The organism is Paenibacillus sp. O199, from assembly GCF_001636635.1.
Classification (GTDB): domain Bacteria; phylum Bacillota; class Bacilli; order Paenibacillales; family Paenibacillaceae; genus Paenibacillus; species Paenibacillus marchantiae.
In genome coordinates this window covers 280,331-298,940 of the sequence record NZ_LGRP01000003.1, presented here as the reverse complement: position 1 = coordinate 298,940, position 18,610 = coordinate 280,331, and the positions used below count along the sequence as shown (strand labels likewise).

Annotated in this window: 13 protein-coding genes; 2 read left to right on the top strand and 11 right to left on the bottom strand. The window is 37.5% G+C overall.

The features are described from left to right. Positions 1–92 precede the first annotated feature (92 nt). Positions 93–695, bottom strand: coding sequence for a hypothetical protein (locus A6049_RS06410; RefSeq protein ID WP_063563834.1), 603 nt, complete (start codon positions 693–695; stop codon positions 93–95). Positions 696–2,597: 1,902 nt separating this feature from the next. Between A6049_RS06410 and A6049_RS06400 the strand changes: the two genes are divergently transcribed. Continuing rightward, entirely contained in the window at positions 2,598–2,927 is a 330-nt protein-coding gene (locus A6049_RS06400; RefSeq protein WP_063563832.1) for a HEAT repeat domain-containing protein, read from the top strand. Between the two features lie 348 nt (positions 2,928–3,275). On the opposite strand, the gene A6049_RS06395 is transcribed toward A6049_RS06400, so the two are convergent. The 9 genes from A6049_RS06395 to A6049_RS06355 form a co-directional block, all read right to left on the bottom strand. Then, positions 3,276–6,086, bottom strand: coding sequence for an amidohydrolase family protein (locus A6049_RS06395; protein WP_063563831.1), 2,811 nt, complete (start codon positions 6,084–6,086; stop codon positions 3,276–3,278). Next, positions 6,079–9,069: a hypothetical protein gene (locus tag A6049_RS06390; protein WP_063563830.1), complete on the bottom strand. Its 2,991-nt coding sequence runs from the start codon at positions 9,067–9,069 to the stop codon at positions 6,079–6,081. The genes A6049_RS06395 and A6049_RS06390 overlap by 8 nt, the downstream gene beginning before the upstream one ends. 181 nt (positions 9,070–9,250) lie before the next feature. Beyond that, a complete protein-coding gene (locus tag A6049_RS06385; RefSeq protein ID WP_063563829.1) occupies positions 9,251–9,793 on the bottom strand; it encodes an SIR2 family protein in 543 nt (180 codons plus the stop codon). Positions 9,794–10,021: 228 nt separating this feature from the next. Then, positions 10,022–10,627: a hypothetical protein gene (locus A6049_RS06380; protein WP_145921906.1), complete on the bottom strand. Its 606-nt coding sequence runs from the start codon at positions 10,625–10,627 to the stop codon at positions 10,022–10,024. 87 nt (positions 10,628–10,714) lie between these two features. Then, positions 10,715–10,972: a hypothetical protein gene (locus A6049_RS06375; protein WP_063563827.1), complete on the bottom strand. Its 258-nt coding sequence runs from the start codon at positions 10,970–10,972 to the stop codon at positions 10,715–10,717. 771 nt (positions 10,973–11,743) lie between these two features. Next, on the bottom strand, positions 11,744–12,844 hold the full coding sequence (locus A6049_RS06370) for an SAVED domain-containing protein (RefSeq protein ID WP_063563826.1): 1,101 nt from the start codon (positions 12,842–12,844) through the stop codon (positions 11,744–11,746). Then, a complete protein-coding gene (locus tag A6049_RS06365; RefSeq protein WP_063563825.1) occupies positions 12,845–13,516 on the bottom strand; it encodes a hypothetical protein in 672 nt (223 codons plus the stop codon). Next, on the bottom strand, positions 13,516–14,751 hold the full coding sequence (locus A6049_RS06360; RefSeq protein ID WP_063563824.1) for a nucleotidyltransferase domain-containing protein: 1,236 nt from the start codon (positions 14,749–14,751) through the stop codon (positions 13,516–13,518). Before A6049_RS06360 ends, A6049_RS06365 begins: the two co-directional genes overlap by 1 nt. Before the next feature lie 1,013 nt (positions 14,752–15,764). Continuing rightward, entirely contained in the window at positions 15,765–15,965 is a 201-nt protein-coding gene (locus tag A6049_RS06355; protein WP_063563823.1) for a hypothetical protein, read from the bottom strand. Positions 15,966–16,650: 685 nt separating this feature from the next. Here A6049_RS06355 and A6049_RS06350 point away from each other — a divergent pair. Beyond that, entirely contained in the window at positions 16,651–17,427 is a 777-nt protein-coding gene (locus A6049_RS06350; RefSeq protein ID WP_063563822.1) for a hypothetical protein, read from the top strand. Positions 17,428–18,042: 615 nt separating this feature from the next. Here A6049_RS06350 and A6049_RS34350 read toward each other — a convergent pair. Beyond that, complete coding sequence (locus A6049_RS34350) at positions 18,043–18,174, bottom strand: hypothetical protein (RefSeq protein ID WP_275078608.1); 132 nt, start codon at positions 18,172–18,174, stop codon at positions 18,043–18,045. Positions 18,175–18,610 lie beyond the last annotated feature (436 nt).

Sequence of the window (18,610 nt, the reverse complement as noted above, 5' to 3'; positions counted from 1 at the left end):
AATAACGAAGAGCCAAATACAGGCCGGCATTCTGCCTCTTTCGGGGTAGGTGTAGATACTGCAGATAAGTTAACCTATTGATTCTATTTCGATTAAATTGGTGGAGGGTCAGTTGGCCTGCGGCCCTCATACATTAGATGCAGTGGCCTACCTGATATCATAACAGTTGTAATAGGTAATGATAAATTGTCAACTGGGAAAGTTCCTGTTTCCCTTAAATAGACATAATAAACATAAGTATCTTCGTTGTTAGCTCTTTTCATATATCTGTAGTATAGTGCTATCTTTCCGTCATGCTCAATCAAAGCTGAAAAAGGATGAAATGAGGTTAAGTCCCGAATTGCCGTAGCGACGTTGGGTGTGGGCTCTAAGAGTAGCTTTTCAATTCCTTGTTCATCTGTATCTACTGGTCCCAACGCTCGCTCCGTGAAACAAGCATGAAATTGTTTATTATTAATTTCAATAGTTGATATGGGTAAAAAGTTTTTGTTAGATGGAGCCATACCTGTTTCTAGTAGAAAAATATCATATTGCCTGTTCTCGTCACCGTTATTCTTCGCATAATTAAAGAATACTGAAATGTTGCCTTCTTCAACTAAAGCAGAAAAAGGATTTATCCAGTTATAGGCATCAATCGCGGTCATTTGATCAGGAGTTGGAAGCAAAATAGCTTTAGTTATCCCTAGTTCAATCATAGTCAGCCTCGTTTCTTTTTTTATTAGCTCTAAAATGAAATTTAATACTATTGTCCCAATGCTTATATGAGTTTATACGCTTGATGATTTTTCCATTTTATCCCACGATTCAAAATTTTAATGGATCTAGACCCAGATAGGAACGTATTCTAATCTAGGTGTAGAATGGAATATTGGTTGAATATGAGTTTTGATGACATGGCGTGTAGGGTAAGGGACTAAATGTTTTAATAACTTTGTATAATGATCTTTACTAAATTCCTGAATCATATTTCAAATAACAGGATTGTCAATCAACCTTTAAGGGTTGCTTTTAAGTAGTGCTTATCAAGTTATTTTATCCTCCAATCGTTATCAACATTATTTTCTGTTCTTCTCAGTAGCCGCTTTGTGCATCCACTCTCCACGACGGTCCCAGCCCTGACTCTGCCTCGGCGGATTATGGCGTACCATTCGCTCAAAATCGATCGGATTGAATCGTTATTCAGGCTTAGCCTCTGAGCTCTTGCCTCCCACAAAATAAGAGCAACGACTCCTGTCACCGTCAGAGCGGCCATACTTGTACCCACATGCCGATGACCCCGATCCAAGTACGCGAAGACGTAGCGAGTTATACAGTTGCAAATTAGGCTTATCGAGGAAGTATATATCCTTTGATTCCCCTACGTTGATTGACAACCCATTTAGATCCGATCTCGGTTCTTGCTGAGCGGAAATGACCTTTTGCTGATCCAGCCCAAATTTTATCTCGTATGAAATGGTTGTATTAGTCATCTTTCTAGCCTACCGATCAATTGGCTCTCCTCATCGCCAATCCAATTGTCCCCATTAGGATCCAACATCATAATGGGCGGTAGGGCGGCTTTGTTCGTTGTACTATACTCAAGGCTAACTAATAAAACAGCTTCATCTGTCGAAGGTTTGATAATCATTATCACGTCAGTTATTTAGCAGCAGTGATATTTTCTCCAGAAAAAGTCATGACATTTCCATCGGACTCAATTAATATCGCTATAGACCAAAAGGTATTATTGTGAGTTGCATCTATTATTCATTTGTACATGACTGATCGGGCAGTAGCTACATCAAAGTTTAACAATAAGTAACACAGTACTCATACAAATACCCTTTCGCAGCGACTTACACGTTGACTGTTGAATAAGATTGCAGCCATTTATCATATTAGCACCGATAGCCCCTTCGCCAACGAGAACAAGGGAGCTGATTCATGCCGATGGAACAAATCGAAGTCAGCCTGTATATGACAGGCGAATCCTAGCCATTTAAGACCCTTCAACTAAGTTTCTCGGATTTCGGAATACTTTTCGACATCATAAAAAAAGAAGGATTGAATCGGGACTATAACGATCGATCCGAGAGGGACAAGCTAGTTCTGAAGGAATCGGATTTCAAGCTAGTTGAGAAAGCAAATCTAATCAATGTTTTTGAAACGGTGCTGACCTTTAGGCTTAAAGATACGTAACATACTTACGACAAGGAGGAGGCATGTAATGAGCGAAGAAATAATACGTATAATTGGAGGATTTGGAGGTGGGTAGATGCGTGATGGGAAGTGTGACGAACGAGCAGGAGCTTCTATTTAATAATAGAAACTCTGTCGGTTCTAGAGAATTAGTAGTTTACTTAGTAAGGTTCACGATTCCTCCTTTAAATGGATGTGCTGCATATCCTGCCAATCGCCCAGGAGCTGTCATTACCCGGGTAGCTAGCCGCTAGACCCTAGCGCATGAGATCGGACATGTGCTTTCTTCAGAAGTTGATACTATGATTCAAAGTGAGTATACAATAGTCTGATTTATGTGAAGTTAATAATACAATTAGGAGGTTAGTTTATGATGGAGCGAATACTTAAACTTCTCGACCGGGAAGAACCTGATTACGATGAAGTGTCTAGGCTTGGATCAGATGCTGTTCCATTTTTACTGGAAAGGAAATCCCAGACTTGCTCCTCGGGCAGTTTATGCTTCCAGTCTCATTCAAAATGAGCAATCCATGGACGTTATACGCGAAGGAACAAGGAGTTCCATTCCTGAGATAAGGGTCGCAGCTGCGGCAGGTTTACGAAATATAAAGGAGCATGATGCGAGTGACTTTGTGGATCGGCTTCTTCAAGATGATGAGGTACAAGTGAGAAAAGTAACACTTAATTCAATTTTGAGTGGGATAGATATGGCAGACGGTGTGCAACCGATGTTGAAATCACAATCTTAAATCAATCTTACAATCTATGCTTCAAAACAAATCTATTGAACATGTCCGTAATCTAGCTCAACAGGCACATGATCAACTAACACATTAAACAAAAACTGCTTTTGCTGCTTTTTAGTTAATCAGCACACAAATTCGAAAAATTTAAAAAAAGGCTGTAGGATGATATCTCTCTTCATAACGTAGCCCCTCGTTCGCCCTATTCTTCTCCTCCTGAATCGTTTCTCCATACCAAAACTTAAAGGCCCGAGGCTGCGCCAATAGGATGGCTGCCTCGGGCCTATTCGATCAACTTTTCAGTGTATACAAAAACTCAAACAAATATTAAATAAGGATAGCTAGCGTCTCGTATTAAACGGGAGATGCGTATGTTTGCAAAGCGGCAATTGTCACATCAAGAATTTGTAGATACTGCTTGCGACTGCGAGCTCCTCGGATAAAGGAAGTGTCCATCCCTGCTCTTCGTAAACTCTCAATCCAGTCAAGAGCCGCATCACGTCCCATCCCTTGTTGAAGCATGCCATAATAGATATAAACGAGTTCGTTACTAACATTGGTATTAAAGACCATCGGATCATCAGAGTTTACATTCACAAGAACATTGGTTAGCTCTATATTCCCTGCAGATTGCAGTTTAAAGAGTTGATTACCAAATACTGAATCAATTTCTCCGATCGCTTCATTTGATGAAGGATTAACCTCAATTACAATTCCGCTAGTGGAAACCTTCTGGATTAGATAAATCTGCATGTCACTCATCATTATCTGTTCAATTTCATTAGCCATGACATAAATGGGTTCTTCCATTTTTCGTAATGTTGCTTCCTGATGATAAGCTACATATAACTTATCTTGGAGTTTCATTGTACGATCGTATTCTTGCTCATCACCTGATTTTTCTTTCAGTTGTTGAAGTTTCATTACTTCTTTTGTGCGTCGTTTGAATCTACGTTCATAAACGGAATACAATACGGGAATACGTAAATCACCCGCAGAAACAACTTCTCCAAACAATTCTGCAGCAATCCGGTCAATTGTTCGCTCTAAATAAACCAACGTTTCTGTCTGTAGCTTAGGGGTATAACTGTATACTCCCCAGATCCAGAGCAAATTGTCCAAGTACTCACCACGAGGCAGGATAACCAACGGATTATGCCTTACCCAGTCGGGTATGTGAACTCCCAGTGCTATACCATGACCAATTCGATCTCCTGCATGCAGCTTACAGTAACGAATAACCTCATCGATACGACGAAGACCTGAAATTAGATGTCGGAAGTCCTCTCCTGCATGAAATGTAAAGAACAAGCTTTGTCGAGGTAAAATATTCCCTTCCGGATCGACGATCCGGAGTGCATCATATTTACTATCACGTGCTTCTTCAAAGACTGGGGCGAACACCTGCACAGGTGTGTTATTTTCCAGACTTGCAGCATCTAGTCCGACAATAAAGTTTGTAGCCATTGGCACTACTTTACGTAGTTCCTGCAAATGCTGTATTTGTTTGATGTACATTTCTTGCAAATTGCCGAAGTGCAGTGATTTCAGCGTATGATTCCGCTCTTCATCATAAAGCCACAAATCTTTATTCGAGTTATCCGGCTGTTTGATGAGATGATAGACAATACCGAGCATTGGAAATTCAACTTGAGGATCGTCCTCAACCCCGTAATCTTCACGAATTACATCACGATATGAACTTAAGATTTCAAGCAAAGTTTTCTTATTGGTATTCAACTTATTTTTGATAGAGATTCGTAGCTCTACTTTTTTTAAATAACGATTTTGGAATAACGTTCGCAGCATCGTTTTATAATAGTCCCCGTTTTTAACAATGCCATCTGTGGCTCGATCAAAATATCCTCGGAAGAAATCGAGTCCATACATGACTGTCGGCTGGGTGACTTGTTGGTAAAATTCATTTTTGATCGACAAGTAGATGTAAAATGTACGAAAAAATTGTTCAAAATTTTCTACATACGCAGGTGATTGCTGGAATAGATGCTTATAAAGCAAAGCGAGATGCAAAAAAATGTTTTCACCGTACGTGTTAACACCGCGATGATTAGGAAAAATATTAAAGATAAAGTCTAGATCTTCAGGTTCCTCGACATCGGTAAAAGCGAGTCTGATTCGATCAATAGCGCTAATCAAATCTTCGGCTGGGAGAAACGCACAGTCCCGATCCCTAAGTAGATTCATTAATATCTGTAACGTCTCTGGATCTTCCTCAGCAAAGTTATTTCTTAGCCATTTAAAGAGCGGATCATGTTCATAGGCAAAAAATTCAGCCTGGTATGCATCTGAATGATTTTTAAAGACCTGATCTTTTAGATATAGTGTCATGATATAGCGAAGAAGTCTTGCTGTCAAAATGTATGATTCCACTTGCTGTGAAGCAGCAAGATGGTTGGGTTGAAATTTTTTGAGATACCCTGCCTCAATGCGTCCGTTCATCACAGCCTGCCATAGAATAGAGAAGTTGAACGCTGCCGAAGCATGGATATGGTTTTCTGCCACTCCTCTTCGCAAGATGTCATCCAGGGCTGCATCCGCCAAATTGATATGTTGATAGAACTCATGAAGCTGTATGGGATCGTATAGCCCATTTTTTATAAAGTGTAGTATGATTATTATATCAAGTGGAATAAACCTACTTATTGCATGGAAAAAGTGGACCTTATCCTGCCCCTTATAATGCTCCATGAAATCAATAAACTTCCACTGTTTGTCATGATTCACATCATTCTTCCAATATTTGAACACGACGTCTCCATCACGATAAGAGATTAGTGAATCCCCAAACTCCTCTAATATTTGAAAATAATGAAGATACAATTTCTTCTCTATAGGAATTGAACTTCTAAAAGAGTCATAACGAAACCCTGCTCGCTTGGCTTCATCGTCGTTACAAAGCATTGGATAGAACTTTTGCATTAGGAGATAAATTTCATCCATACTTTTAGGGCGCGCTTTTCGCAGGATTTCATTTTGAATTTGTATTTGAAGATGCTTCTGTGCTTTTCGACGAGCTTCCTTTCCCACTTCACTTTTCTCATCTATATAGCCTAAAGCCGCTAGAATCTCATGCTGACCAATGAAGCGGATATTCTGGAAAGGGAAAAGTGAAATGTTAATAAGAAGAGTTATTTTGTCAATCATGTTCTATATCTCCTGATAAATCCCAATCTTGTACCATTTCACTTTCCGCATAAAAAAATGTTTGTTCGCTTAATTTTTTTTTCTCATTTTCAGAGAGTTGGTCACTATCTAAATCTTTTAATTCAAGGTTATAACCTTGAATATCTGCTATCGTCCTCAACTGTAATTGATTGTGTGATTCATTTAGCTTTAATTGAATAAATTTCTTTGATTTCTCATATTCGTCCATCTGTGTCTCGCTATGATTGGCTCCAACGTACTTAGCATATTGTTGAATTGTAGCTTTTTCCAACTCAGAAAAAGCACTGATTGTAAACATTGAAGCATTTCTTAGCATAGGTAGGAAAAGCGAAGCTTCTTTCCTACCATAGTAAACCCTAGTGTTTTGAGACAATTTTTCTATTTCATCCATAACATACCAATATAAATCAAAAGTTGGGTCTTCAGTACTTGAAATAACTCGTAACGCTACTTTGGCTTGATCATAACGAGTATAGCTTACTCCAGAATATTCCTTCAGAAAATTATTTCTTTCATTTGGGTCTAGTTTATTCAAATTAACGGGTACATCATTTTTAGTGAATTTCAATAAAATGTCTCTCGCAAAACTTTTCATCCTATTCTCTATTGTCGAATATACTGCATCTGGCACTTTAGATAAGTCCCTTAAGTTCTCGCTTTCGGTGTTAATAATGCTTAAAGTGTGCCCAATATGCTTGGATTTTTCATCAAATTTATAGTCTATAGTACCCTCGTTCTTAATGAAAATGATAGAGTTTAAGAATAATGCCCTCATAGCTTGTAACTTCGTATATTCAATCCACTTTTTCGCATCACTTTCTGCATTATTTTTTGTTCTCTCGAGAACAATGTCCCATTCTTCCATCATTATCTTAAATTGCCGTTCTGTTGTCACGACTTCTGCTGTTTTTGCACACAATGATTCTAGGAGGTTGAGGCTAAAGTTCGCCAATACACTCTTATCATTATCCTGATTGTAATAAGCTTGATGGTAGAGTTCGTCAAAAAAAGAGAAAGTAGTGTTATCTGCATTTTGTCTCGTCGATTGAGTCGATTGACTTTGCTGTCTCATTCTATCTTCTTGAAGTAAAAGTTCATGAATTGTGTTAATTACAAATTCGTCCTGATTTTGAGCATCTTCGGAATCCCACCTATTTTTATAATATAACTCTAAATCTGTATTTGAAATTAATTCAGTCAACAGAGCAGAAATTTCAGGTTTTGCCAAGACGGCGATTGTCTCCACGAGGAAGAATAAACGATATTCTGAATATTGGTTTCTATTAAGATACTTTTCTGTAATTGTATAATCATTCAATTTTCTCAATTCTTCCGGTACAGCCAATAAATCATGCATTACTCTTTTTCGCCAGCTTAAGTAGCTTGCTTGAACATGCAGAACGTCAGGAAGTATGCTACTAACAATCTCACCGATTACATATAAAGCAATCCTTAAATCTTTAAGTTCTCTTTCTAATTCAATTTTTTCGGTCAATTCTTCTAATACTTCATATTGAATTGAAGAGCTTTTCGCATCGCTCCCCCATAGCAAAAATTTTTCATAAACAAACTCTTGATGAGGTAGGAGTTTAGTATTGGATAAGATCAAAGTATCAATAAATGCCTTAACTAATTGAAAATGTTTCTCTATCTCGTTCGACTTTTCATCTTGGTATGCTTTCAACAGTTGATTAAGGTGATAATAAGCATTAACTATTCCCCGAGGCCGTTCATCGAAAATTAAATAGCTACTCTTTATCGCCTTACTAGTTACTTTATTTTCTCTGTCGTCCCATCCTTTATAGCTAAATATAGACCATTCCCCCATAAGCTTAACTAGCTGGTCTAAGAGTGTCTCTTCGCCGAAAGCAAAATTTGGAATTGTCTTCTCGTTCCATTTCACCAGTTGATGACGTCTGGCTGGTGGTATGATCTTTTTCAGATATTCATGAGCCAGGCCAGTCTTTCGTTTAAGAATTGTGAAAATTTCAATATTATCTCCAATCTCACTACTCCTTCTCTCTAACAATTTCAATGAGTCATAGGCATTTAACCCAAGCTCTTGAAGCGGTTCATCCTGCAATAATGCCAGAGTCAATGATTCTGTCAAAATTTCATAATCTCCAGACAGAACTGTAATGATATTTGGATGATTGGTATATTGCAAAAGGGCATCCATCAATTCCCTAGTTTTAGAAGTTTTTAAGTCAATATCGTCGATAAAGATATAAATGAGCGGAACTCCAGATGTGCCATCTCCCTTTAAAGTGTCATTATGATGACTTTGCTCTTGAGAACTTAATGATCTTTTTAAATCAACAATCGTATCTATCAGTAACATTAGTTTTTTCTTAAACTCGATATCAGGAATTAATAAGCGTTCTGATTTGCGGATATGAGTGGCGAAATCAGCGTAGTTCTGTCCCAGTATGTCACGATATTGGCTCTCGGTGTACAAATGATATTCTATTGTCTCATCAATGATTTGTTTAAGCGGGTTATTTGGCTTCAGAGTATGGTTATTGAAATATGTATTAAGTTTCTCAGGCACTTCTGATTCATTCTTCAAAATTTGTAGAAGCTTTTTACCCTCTTCACATAACAATCCGACAATGGAACCGATAATCTTTGTGTTCTCCCCAAAGTTATCTGGCTCGATAAGTGGGAGCAATATGTTACTCTTGTCTGCGGACAACTTATCTCGGAGCGTATAGAGTGCAGATGATTTCCCAGTACCTCTCGGTCCAAAAATCCCCACCGTATTGTTGAAATCTTGCTTATTTAATTCAGTCCTCTGTTTTTGACGTTTATCAGGGTATTGGGCAGCAGATGCTCGAACATCATTTAATTGTTCTAGTAAAAGATCATAAGTCGGCATAATCTTATAAATCTGGTCTCCAAGTGCTCTTGCCCCGATAATTACTTCGTCTTGCTTCTCTGATGTATTTGCTTGTGAACTCATGATCTAATCTTTCCTTCCGTGTTTAATTTGATTTTATATTCCGCAAGATAAATTCAGCTTCCCGGTCCGTTCAACTAGCGTCTCCAAAAAAGAAATCGTTCCTTCTCGTGGATCCGGGTTACTGGAAATAATAGGTGATATGACGCGAGACTTTAAGATAGCCTCCTGAATTGGATTTGGGCTAGTCAAAATCCAATTCAGGAGGACGGGCAGTAGAGGAGTTAAAGGATTTCCATGTCTGATTTAGCTTATAGAGCAGTACTCGAATGTTGAAGTCGTTCAGACTGTAGCCAAGGAACAATATCGATTCCCCTAATATTTCGGAACGGAATTTAATATCCAAAGGAGAAGCGAAGTCCAAACGGTCAAAGAAACTTGACTCAGTAAGAACTATGCTTGATTCATCTTTTGTCTCCATATCACCATGAAACTTAATAATTTGAGTATTACATCCGCTGCTAGAGGCAATATCTTGTACATCCGCAATTTTGTGATAATGAATACTCGGGGCATATTCTTCAAAAGCCATTTCTAGACCATTATCATAATTTGTAATGTCTCTAACATCTCCGGCTTGATCTATAGGAGATGGTGAAGTTACTAATATTTGATAATCACCGGGTATTTCGTTATACCAATCGCTGCTAAACATTCCGTTCTGAATAATAACTGTGTTTTGAGTAGTAAATCCATTTGAGTTTGAAATTTCTAAAAATAATTTCATGTTTGAAGGTAAATTAGTAGCCCCATAGAATATAGGTCCTTTTTTGAATCACATTTTTCGGTAATGAATAAACCCACCTGAATATTCTCTTTCGTTTGTTCCTCTTCTTTATTATGTGAAAACCAATTCATTAGAAACTATTTCCTGAGAGTTGCAGCCCACTACTGATAACCAACTTCTTCATGTGTAATCTCCCTTTATGTACTAATTCTAATTTGTAATATCTGTTCAAGCTAAAATAAAGTCTAGTCTCTTTCTCTTTATGATTGTTTCTGATGAATCAATTCTGTTATGAAGGTGGTTATGCAAGAGGGGGAGCACTTTATAGTAAACCATCAAACGATCATCTAAACCTCCATACCGATGCCACGTTTTGCGGTTTTGGATACTACACTCAATTACTAATCTTTCTCCAACATGCGAAGGCTCGATTTTTAAAGAAAATTTTAAAGTTGTTTCCCCATCAGCAACTTTATCTTGGACAGACCACCATAGACTATAATCGTCTTCCGAGAATGAAGGATCGACTTCCACTTCAAGCGTAAGTATATCCCCAGGATAAAGGAGTTTTTCTTCATTATTATTAAAAGCAAAATGAGCTCCAACATCGTTTCTTGAAGCGTTAATTTCCGGCTCATATTTTATGGTACCTATTGAATCCATATACTGAATAATTGACGGGACATTATACATTTTTTCTTTCCCCACTTTTGTATAATAATTTTTTATAGAATCTATAATATCGTGCGAATAGCAAATGGACTGCTCCGCCTGACGAGTAGATATGTGATTAGCGTGCGCAAGGTGGTTACGAGAATCTACAATTCTGTCCACTATTGCCCGTCCCATTTCAACTCCAACGGGAAAAACTTCAACTAAGGCTTCTCTAAATTTGGGATATAGCTCGGGATGAAACAATATTTACTTAGCGTTATCTAGATCTAGTGCATCAATATCTCGAGGAAATCTGTCAGGTTCCATCTCTCTACGCATTCTTACTTTTTCACGGACTGTCTTTTTAACTATGTAGTCACCACTGCTTTTCTGAAAATAAATGTAGCTCTCCCCGTACTCACTCCGCATTTGAGAATCAATCAATCTTCTTATCCACATTTCGAGAGATTCTACGGTTGTTCGGCTAAGCTCTCTAATTTCTACGTTAGTCATTTTTCTAAACATGATTTCTCCTCTCAATTAAACGTTCTTTTCAGATAGTATGTTATTGAGTTTAGCAGTATGCGTCTACAACCATATCAATTTATTATGTAATTATCGTCGTGAAGATTGAAAAATAAAGAAAACGGGGGATGAACAAACTTGGTCAAAAAGTGTATAACTCTCTCTCAATATCAAGTTGAGGCGCTCCTAAAAAGTCATCAACGGTAATATTTGCTTGATTATTCTACATTTTCAACCCACGTTAAATAGTTTTGTCTTGCCAATATGCTAATTTAGTCTAGTCTATCAGACCCATAAGATTTTTTCCATATTTCTCTTAGTTTTATAGATGAGAAAAGCGATGACTTCAGGTTAATTAGTCATCATTATTAAGAACATCTGGAATAGCTGAATTAACAGAAGAATGTCTATTTTATTTATGCCTATTTGTTAAATAATACAATCGGTAAAAAATGCTATCACTTTAGTTACAGCATTTTTAAATTCGTCGTAATGAAAGCAACGGCAGTCTAAGACTTGATAAAAAAGTCTTAGACTGCCGTTGTTGTAATTTGAACTAACGTTTCCCGTTAACGTAGCCTCTCGCCTTTTATAAGGTTATGATACTCATACCCTCTGCAATCATAAGTTCTCCTGCAGCAGTAGTTTTAAGACTAACGGATTTAATTCGCTCGAGGTCCTCTCTTGTAAGCGGTAAGAGAAAAGAGCAATAACCCCTGTGATGGACGTTCTCCTTAGGGTGAACTCGGTAGAGCTTCTGGGGCTTGAATGCTAGACAGTTAGAGCGAATTGATGTCGTGGCAATTCACGGAATCTATAATGGTAAAGATGTATATACGGTAAAGTGTTCTTATTTATACAACGTCCTAATTCAACAGCTAAACCAGCGGGTCCTGCATAAAAAAGATGGATGTCATTATAACGATTTTTTTCATGTAATTTCTCCACGTTTGATTTAAATAACTTAACTACCTGTGACACATGCTCTCTATACAACACTAAATCTACGCTTGGCTGTGCAACTGAAATATTTAATAAGTCAAAATCGTTCACAACCGCCTTAACATCTTCTAGATGAATTGGATAGCTTACCGAGATCATACATGTCAAAGTTTTGGCTTGAACATTGGTATATGAAACTTTGAGGTCAAGATCAGGTAACACGCCCATTAAGTGATGCGGAGCGGCTGAAACCCATACTTGACTATATCGATCATACTGATAAACTGTCACTGGAACGGTATCAGATATCAATGTACCTAAATGGATTAATAATGGAATTGGAGAAAGTGGAAAAATCTCAGCTCGAACACCATTATATGCTTTGTATGAATCAATAAATATCTTGTGTATTCCTTCGTTATCTACTTTACCTTTCTCCCAACCTTTTTGGGAAAAATCCATAAACTGTTCTTGGTATGAAATACATTCCACTAGAACACTATCAATTTGTTGAGGAAGTATAATCTGATCTATGGGACCATGCATGGTTTTATGAATTAGTGCAATCGATTTATTATTGATATTCAATCTTGACATTACAAATTCTTCATGATTTTTCTTTATCTCAAACAGCTTTTCAGCTGGATATATATCTTTTTGTGTATCGACCAATTTATGATGTTCACTACATAGAAAAACCAAATTATTAGAGCTGTCAACATTGGTTTCATCGATTCCATACATTTTCCCTTGCTCTCGACGAGGCCCCTTCTCCCCATGACCGATTACATGAGCCTTTTCACCAATATTAGTCTTTGTCCCTAGTTCTTCTAGAATTAATTGTTTCTTGCAAATTGCACACATACCGCCTGATCTCAGCCATAAATCCAAATTTTCTCCTGCTGATAATGGCTTTCTTGAATTAGCCAATTAAATTACTCTCCCCTCTCCGTTAGCCTTTACATAATCCCAGCAGCAATTCAGATCATGTATAAATTCGGAAGCCCCTTGATATTTATACAATTCAATGAACATGGATCCATGACAATCTCTTACCCTAAATTTACTTCCACAAGGACATGGCAAATGCCCACGAATTTTATTAAAGGACAAGCGGTATAAAATCTCTAGAACCCTACCATCAGAATCAACCTGGAAAAGCTCCTTGTAATATTTGAAAATTCCTTTAGCACCGTGCTCTAACTCTCCGTAAGGAAATTCATGATTGTTAGCCTTGTAGTAGGAAAAAGCATACAAGTATGGAACGACCAACTCTTTTATAAAACCCAGTAAAGTGGGGGCTTTCGAAAATGAAATTCTTAAAGCCAGTGGTGCACCTAGGCATAACGATCCATCGTTAAATCTATGAAACGAGGCAGGAATCCTCCCTCCCAATTCTTTTACAATTGGGAGAGATTGCGGGTAAGTTGTCAACAATTCAATTTCAATTAAAAATGATTCTTTAACTTCCTCTCCCATAAATTCAGCCCGAAATTCAAGTGTGCCTCGAATGAAGTATCTGTGGTCAGCAGGAATCAATACAAGATCAGGAAACCACTCCTGAACTTCTTTATACTGGTCCCATACCATTTGTGCATTCATTATGATTCGCCCCAAGGCTTGTTAGGTGATACAATATGCACCATAGGTGTAGAAGACATGGCCGCGCTCGTCGGTAAACCTAATGCTCTCGCTGCATTGAGTGAAACTTGTCCAAAGCTTGACTCAAATGATTTCACGATTTTCCCAACATCACTTGTCGAAATAATCTTTACAATATCTTCCTTAACCCACGAGGCCCATTGAAAAAAGGCTTTTGCCTTCTGGTGGTCGTTCTCATGCCATCGGTCTGCAAAATTCTCATCAGGATTAACTGGGTTGGGTATTGACCAAGTCCCGTCAGCATTACGTTTAATTAAGGTTTTCCCATAAAGAGACTTGTTAGTGCCATAATCAGGTTTTAAGAAAGCTGACAGTTCATCGAGCTCATTCACGATATTACGTAGAGCTAAAAATACATTTGGCTCACCATTATAGAGTCTGGCAGCCAAAGTTGTAATTATCATTGAGATTGGTTTATCTAATGCCCAAGGATGATTTGTAAAACGTACATCCCGGTGACGTTTTAATATCTGGATCGCTCGCTGCAAAGGAGTCTTAATAAGCGCGTCCGGAACTTCGTCAATACTTGCATATATGTCCCTATTATTTTCAAAAAGGCTGCGCTGTTGCAATGATTTTGCAGATTCAAAGACAGTTTTATTAATATCATCAAACCAATCACCATAACCACGGGGATTGCTAGAAGACCACTTATAAGTACAGTCCTTATTCTTATGAGTAATTGCAATTGCCTTCTCGGCTATTCTAGAGTCAATAAGACTCGTTCTCAATGGGGCATCCTCGGGAGTAGCGGGCAGAACATCAAGATGAAATCCTACTCCATCCTCTTCTGCATAAAGCAAGGTCCAACAACGTCGCCCCTCTTCATCCAGCATCTTTTTATACTTCTCATGCTCTGCAATTCGTGTTCCTACGACTTCCTTTAATTTTTGTGGAGTAATGCTTTTTTTCGTAATCTTAAATTCACTTACTAAATCGATATCATAATCAGCATCTTTTCCATTTCGTATTGGTCTTGTAACAGTCCCGAGTCTGAATGAACCTTGTGGGTAAAAATGAATATCCTCCACACCTTCAAACCCGCCCTCAGCAATCCAGCTACTAACGGCAGTATATCTGTCGACAGCTTGCTTATATTTAGTAGGGGAAATGTCCAGTCGCGATGCGATACCCTCTAATAAAGAAGATACTTTTGATTCCAGTTCAATAGTCATAACAAGTTCATCCTTCTTTCATTATTTTTTTGAAAATAAGAGGGATATCCGTCGCTCATGACGTATACATATAAGTAAGGTTCCACAGTTATACATATGTAATTGTGTAGTTCGCACTACACCGATACCTTCTTTTTAGGTGAGAATGCCTCTTCTCACAATTTGATTGCTGAAAACAAGCGGAGTGTGCCACCACTTACGCTTTTTTTTTATTTAGCGCATCTACTACAATCTCCCCATGTCTAACCATCGTTAGCACTCATAACGGACTATAGAAGATTACTGACACAAATATCAATATAAATTATCTATGAATAACTCAATTAACAACAGGGTGAATGTATGGCGAGCCGACTTTTCTACCCAATATTCGCTGTAACTTATTGGAACTTTTACCCTATTTATCAAATCGTTCGAAATATCAGCACATTGCATCAGTTGGTGCGGAAGGTCACGTGGCCCGAGACGAACTTCTTGTCGTCACGACGGTTCTCCATCCTATCTATATCGGTAAGTTTTTTAAGGCTATTCTTGGCGATGGCTCTTTCTTAAATATCACGTTGTTTGTCACCGTCAACTGTTCAAATTATTTACGGAGATAACCCTGTGCATTTCTTAAAACAAAAACCACTAACCTCATATAGTTAGCGGCTCCTACAAGAGGACATACATGATGTCTACTCCATTCATAGGGAATGATCGTATCTTGATTAAGAAATCATAAGCTTCGCCCCAATTAGTTCTTACTCTTTTTGGACTATGCAGTTAAGGACTTACTGGTATTACTGTACTTAGGGCTTTGCAGTACTTTAGAGGCAAGACTAGACATCTTGTCACCAGATAATTTGTTTTCACCTCTTTGGTGCGATAACTTAATCACTTCATTTCGAATTAGGCATCATTTCCAATTTTATAATAAATCAATATGTTGTGCTTGTCAAGCTGATGTTCGCATTTGTTCGCCACTATATATTGATTTTACCAAATAATTAATAAAAGGCGATTAGTTTGCATCAATAAATCTTATTATCAATCAATGTATTTGTGCTAAGTAATTTTTCAGACAGACCAATACACTCTACATACGGTGCATCGAAGGAAACGCTCTCTTGGGCAATTCTAACAAATTCTTCGCCAAACTGTTCTAAGATTGGAGCAGTTAGGTTTGTTTCCAATAGCGGGATAGGTTGTTCAATTGTTTTGCGAAAAGCCATAGAATATAATTTACCACCTCCATGGATTCGTCCAATAACCAAATCAGAATTTTATCTGGACCTGTATAAGAATCGTAACGACACCTATGATTTAGTTTAGCAGCCGAATTGTACCGAACTTCCTGTCGATCAATTTGCTGGGCTAATGATAAAATTAGCTTGGCATTTATAGCGAAGCTTTCCCAATCACCCACATTATACCTAGCAAATGCGTGTATTGAATCAAAATAAAATGAACCCATCCAACCGGATGAGTCTTAACAATATTTTTGCTGTTTAACAGAATTTAATTATTACTCAAGTAGTAGGGTGGCTTAGTGGCTTCAATTATATTTTGAACAGAAAACTTGAGTATTTCATTAATATGTCTATTCATTTCATTATTCAGTTCAGCATATATCTTACTATTATGTCTTCCAAAAATTGTTTTAATAAAACGACGGAAGTGTTTAAAGACTGATATTCGCTGAAATAAGTAATTCTCTTCAATAGAAGAAGATGTGTTTTTAACTTCTACCTTGTATCTAGACAACACCATCCAGTGAGATCCATTATAGTACCTCATTACTTTCACTGCTGTCGAATATATTCTGAGATTTGTTTATAACAGCTCTAACTTCATATATATCCAAAAATTATTAAATTATGTGCTGTTTTTACCGATAAATACAATGGGGGGGTGCTAATGAGCAAATATGTAAGGAATACGAAGAGTGTTGGTAGAGGGGCAAGGTCAACAAATTCTAAAGAGCTTAGCCATTCAGTGAATGACCAAAAGATAAAAATGAGGTTATATGAGATATGTTTTAAGGAAAATACTCGAAAAAAGACGATAATGGATAAACGTTCTATTGTTTTGGAATGGATCGCTGTAATCGCTTTTAGTCTACTCATAATGTTAGTTTTTGTAACCATGCTTATTCTTCAAGATGCCGAAGCTCCTGGATTTTATGGTCCGACATTTGCTGTTTTATTGTTAATAGGTTTTTTTTCTATGATCGGTTCAGTGGATTCTTCAAATCGTTATATTGAAAAAAAACATAATGATCTTTCATTCCTAGTATCTAATCTCTCAATAAACTTCAATACACAGATACTCTTCTCAATTCATTGTGAAGCAGTAGACGATTTTTTAAAAAAGGAAGGTAAGAGGGATAAAGACCAACTTGATTATTTGATAAACTTCTTTACGGACAAGAGTGAAAGCTACAGAAAAACAAGATGGTTACCTTTCGCAATTGTCTCAGCGTTTGTATTCCCGTTCTGGAATACGTATGTCAGCAAAATTACAGACTGGACTGATATCACGAGTGTCTTCTTAAATCTTTTACTTGCTTTAACTTTATCAATAATTGTATTTATTTTCAGAAAAAATATAGAAACCTTAATTTTATCTAAATCAAAAAATTATCTGCATATTGCCAGTATTCTGCGTACAATAAAGACATTCCCATCAAAATGAGTAGTTAGATCGATTGCCTGCCGTTATTAAAACTAAATATCCAATTAACCTCACTGACTTGCTGTTTGTGATCATGAAACCCCGTTCATCCTCATTCCGAGAGTGACGGGGTTCTCATTTTATTGCTTATCTATTAAACTTTCTTCCACAAATATTGGCCGGCAACTACCGATATCACCCTCATTTATTTTTTTTCAATTTGTTTATGTTATTGATGATACTCTCTATCAGATTACCTTCTCTTACTAGAATAGTGATTTTCACCGAACTTAACTGTTTAAATGTTGATAAACATTATCCATATGTAATTGTTGATTAGGCAATGAAAGGATATTTAGTGATTTATTTGACTCTTACATAATATCTAAATAATCACTTAATAAATCAAATAAATTTTGGATCTATACAAAACGCAGTGCTTGAAACTAACGAATGTGTATGCTTTAATCCATAAACATAGAAAAACATCTGTACATTCCGTAAGATGGTTGTGCGACCAATCCAACTTGAGGGAATGACAGATGCACAACCAGTATACTGATATATTGCTTGATTTACCAGAGGTACGCGTAGTAAAAGTGCTGGAAATGGATGCACAAACCATTCATATGGAAGTCACACCGGCAGACTACACCCAAGCGTGCCCGCTCTGCCTTTCGACACACGCGGCGATTCGTTAAGCAAGTAACCGGGTTCGTAAAATTCGCCATCGGAGTATGTGCAGTAAACGGCTGTATCTTCTGGCACCTGCGATCCGCCTGTTTTGCAACACCTGTCAGGCTGGTTTTGTTTGGCACTATGCCTTTGTTGGCCCGAGCATTCCATATCTTTATTGAATCCTCCTGCTCCTGCATCTGCAGAATAATTTTTCCCTAATCTAATGATATGTCAATCATTTTGGCTGCACGTGCACGCCAGCATACTTCTTCAACTTGCTCCAGAATGACAGTTAAAACTTCTTCAGCATGGTTATAATCCATTATAAGGGTAATCCCACCTCCAAATGTTGTAGGTCTATGGCAAGGGGGACAAGTCAATTCCACGGCTTTGCATGTTCATCAATGATACCAAAACGAGTCTTCATCGTGGCTAAGTTTGCGTTCGCTAGATTTCCGAAAGTGTATATATCCATACGGGCTAAGTTCCATTTCATCCTCCTTCCAATAACCCAACATTCACATTT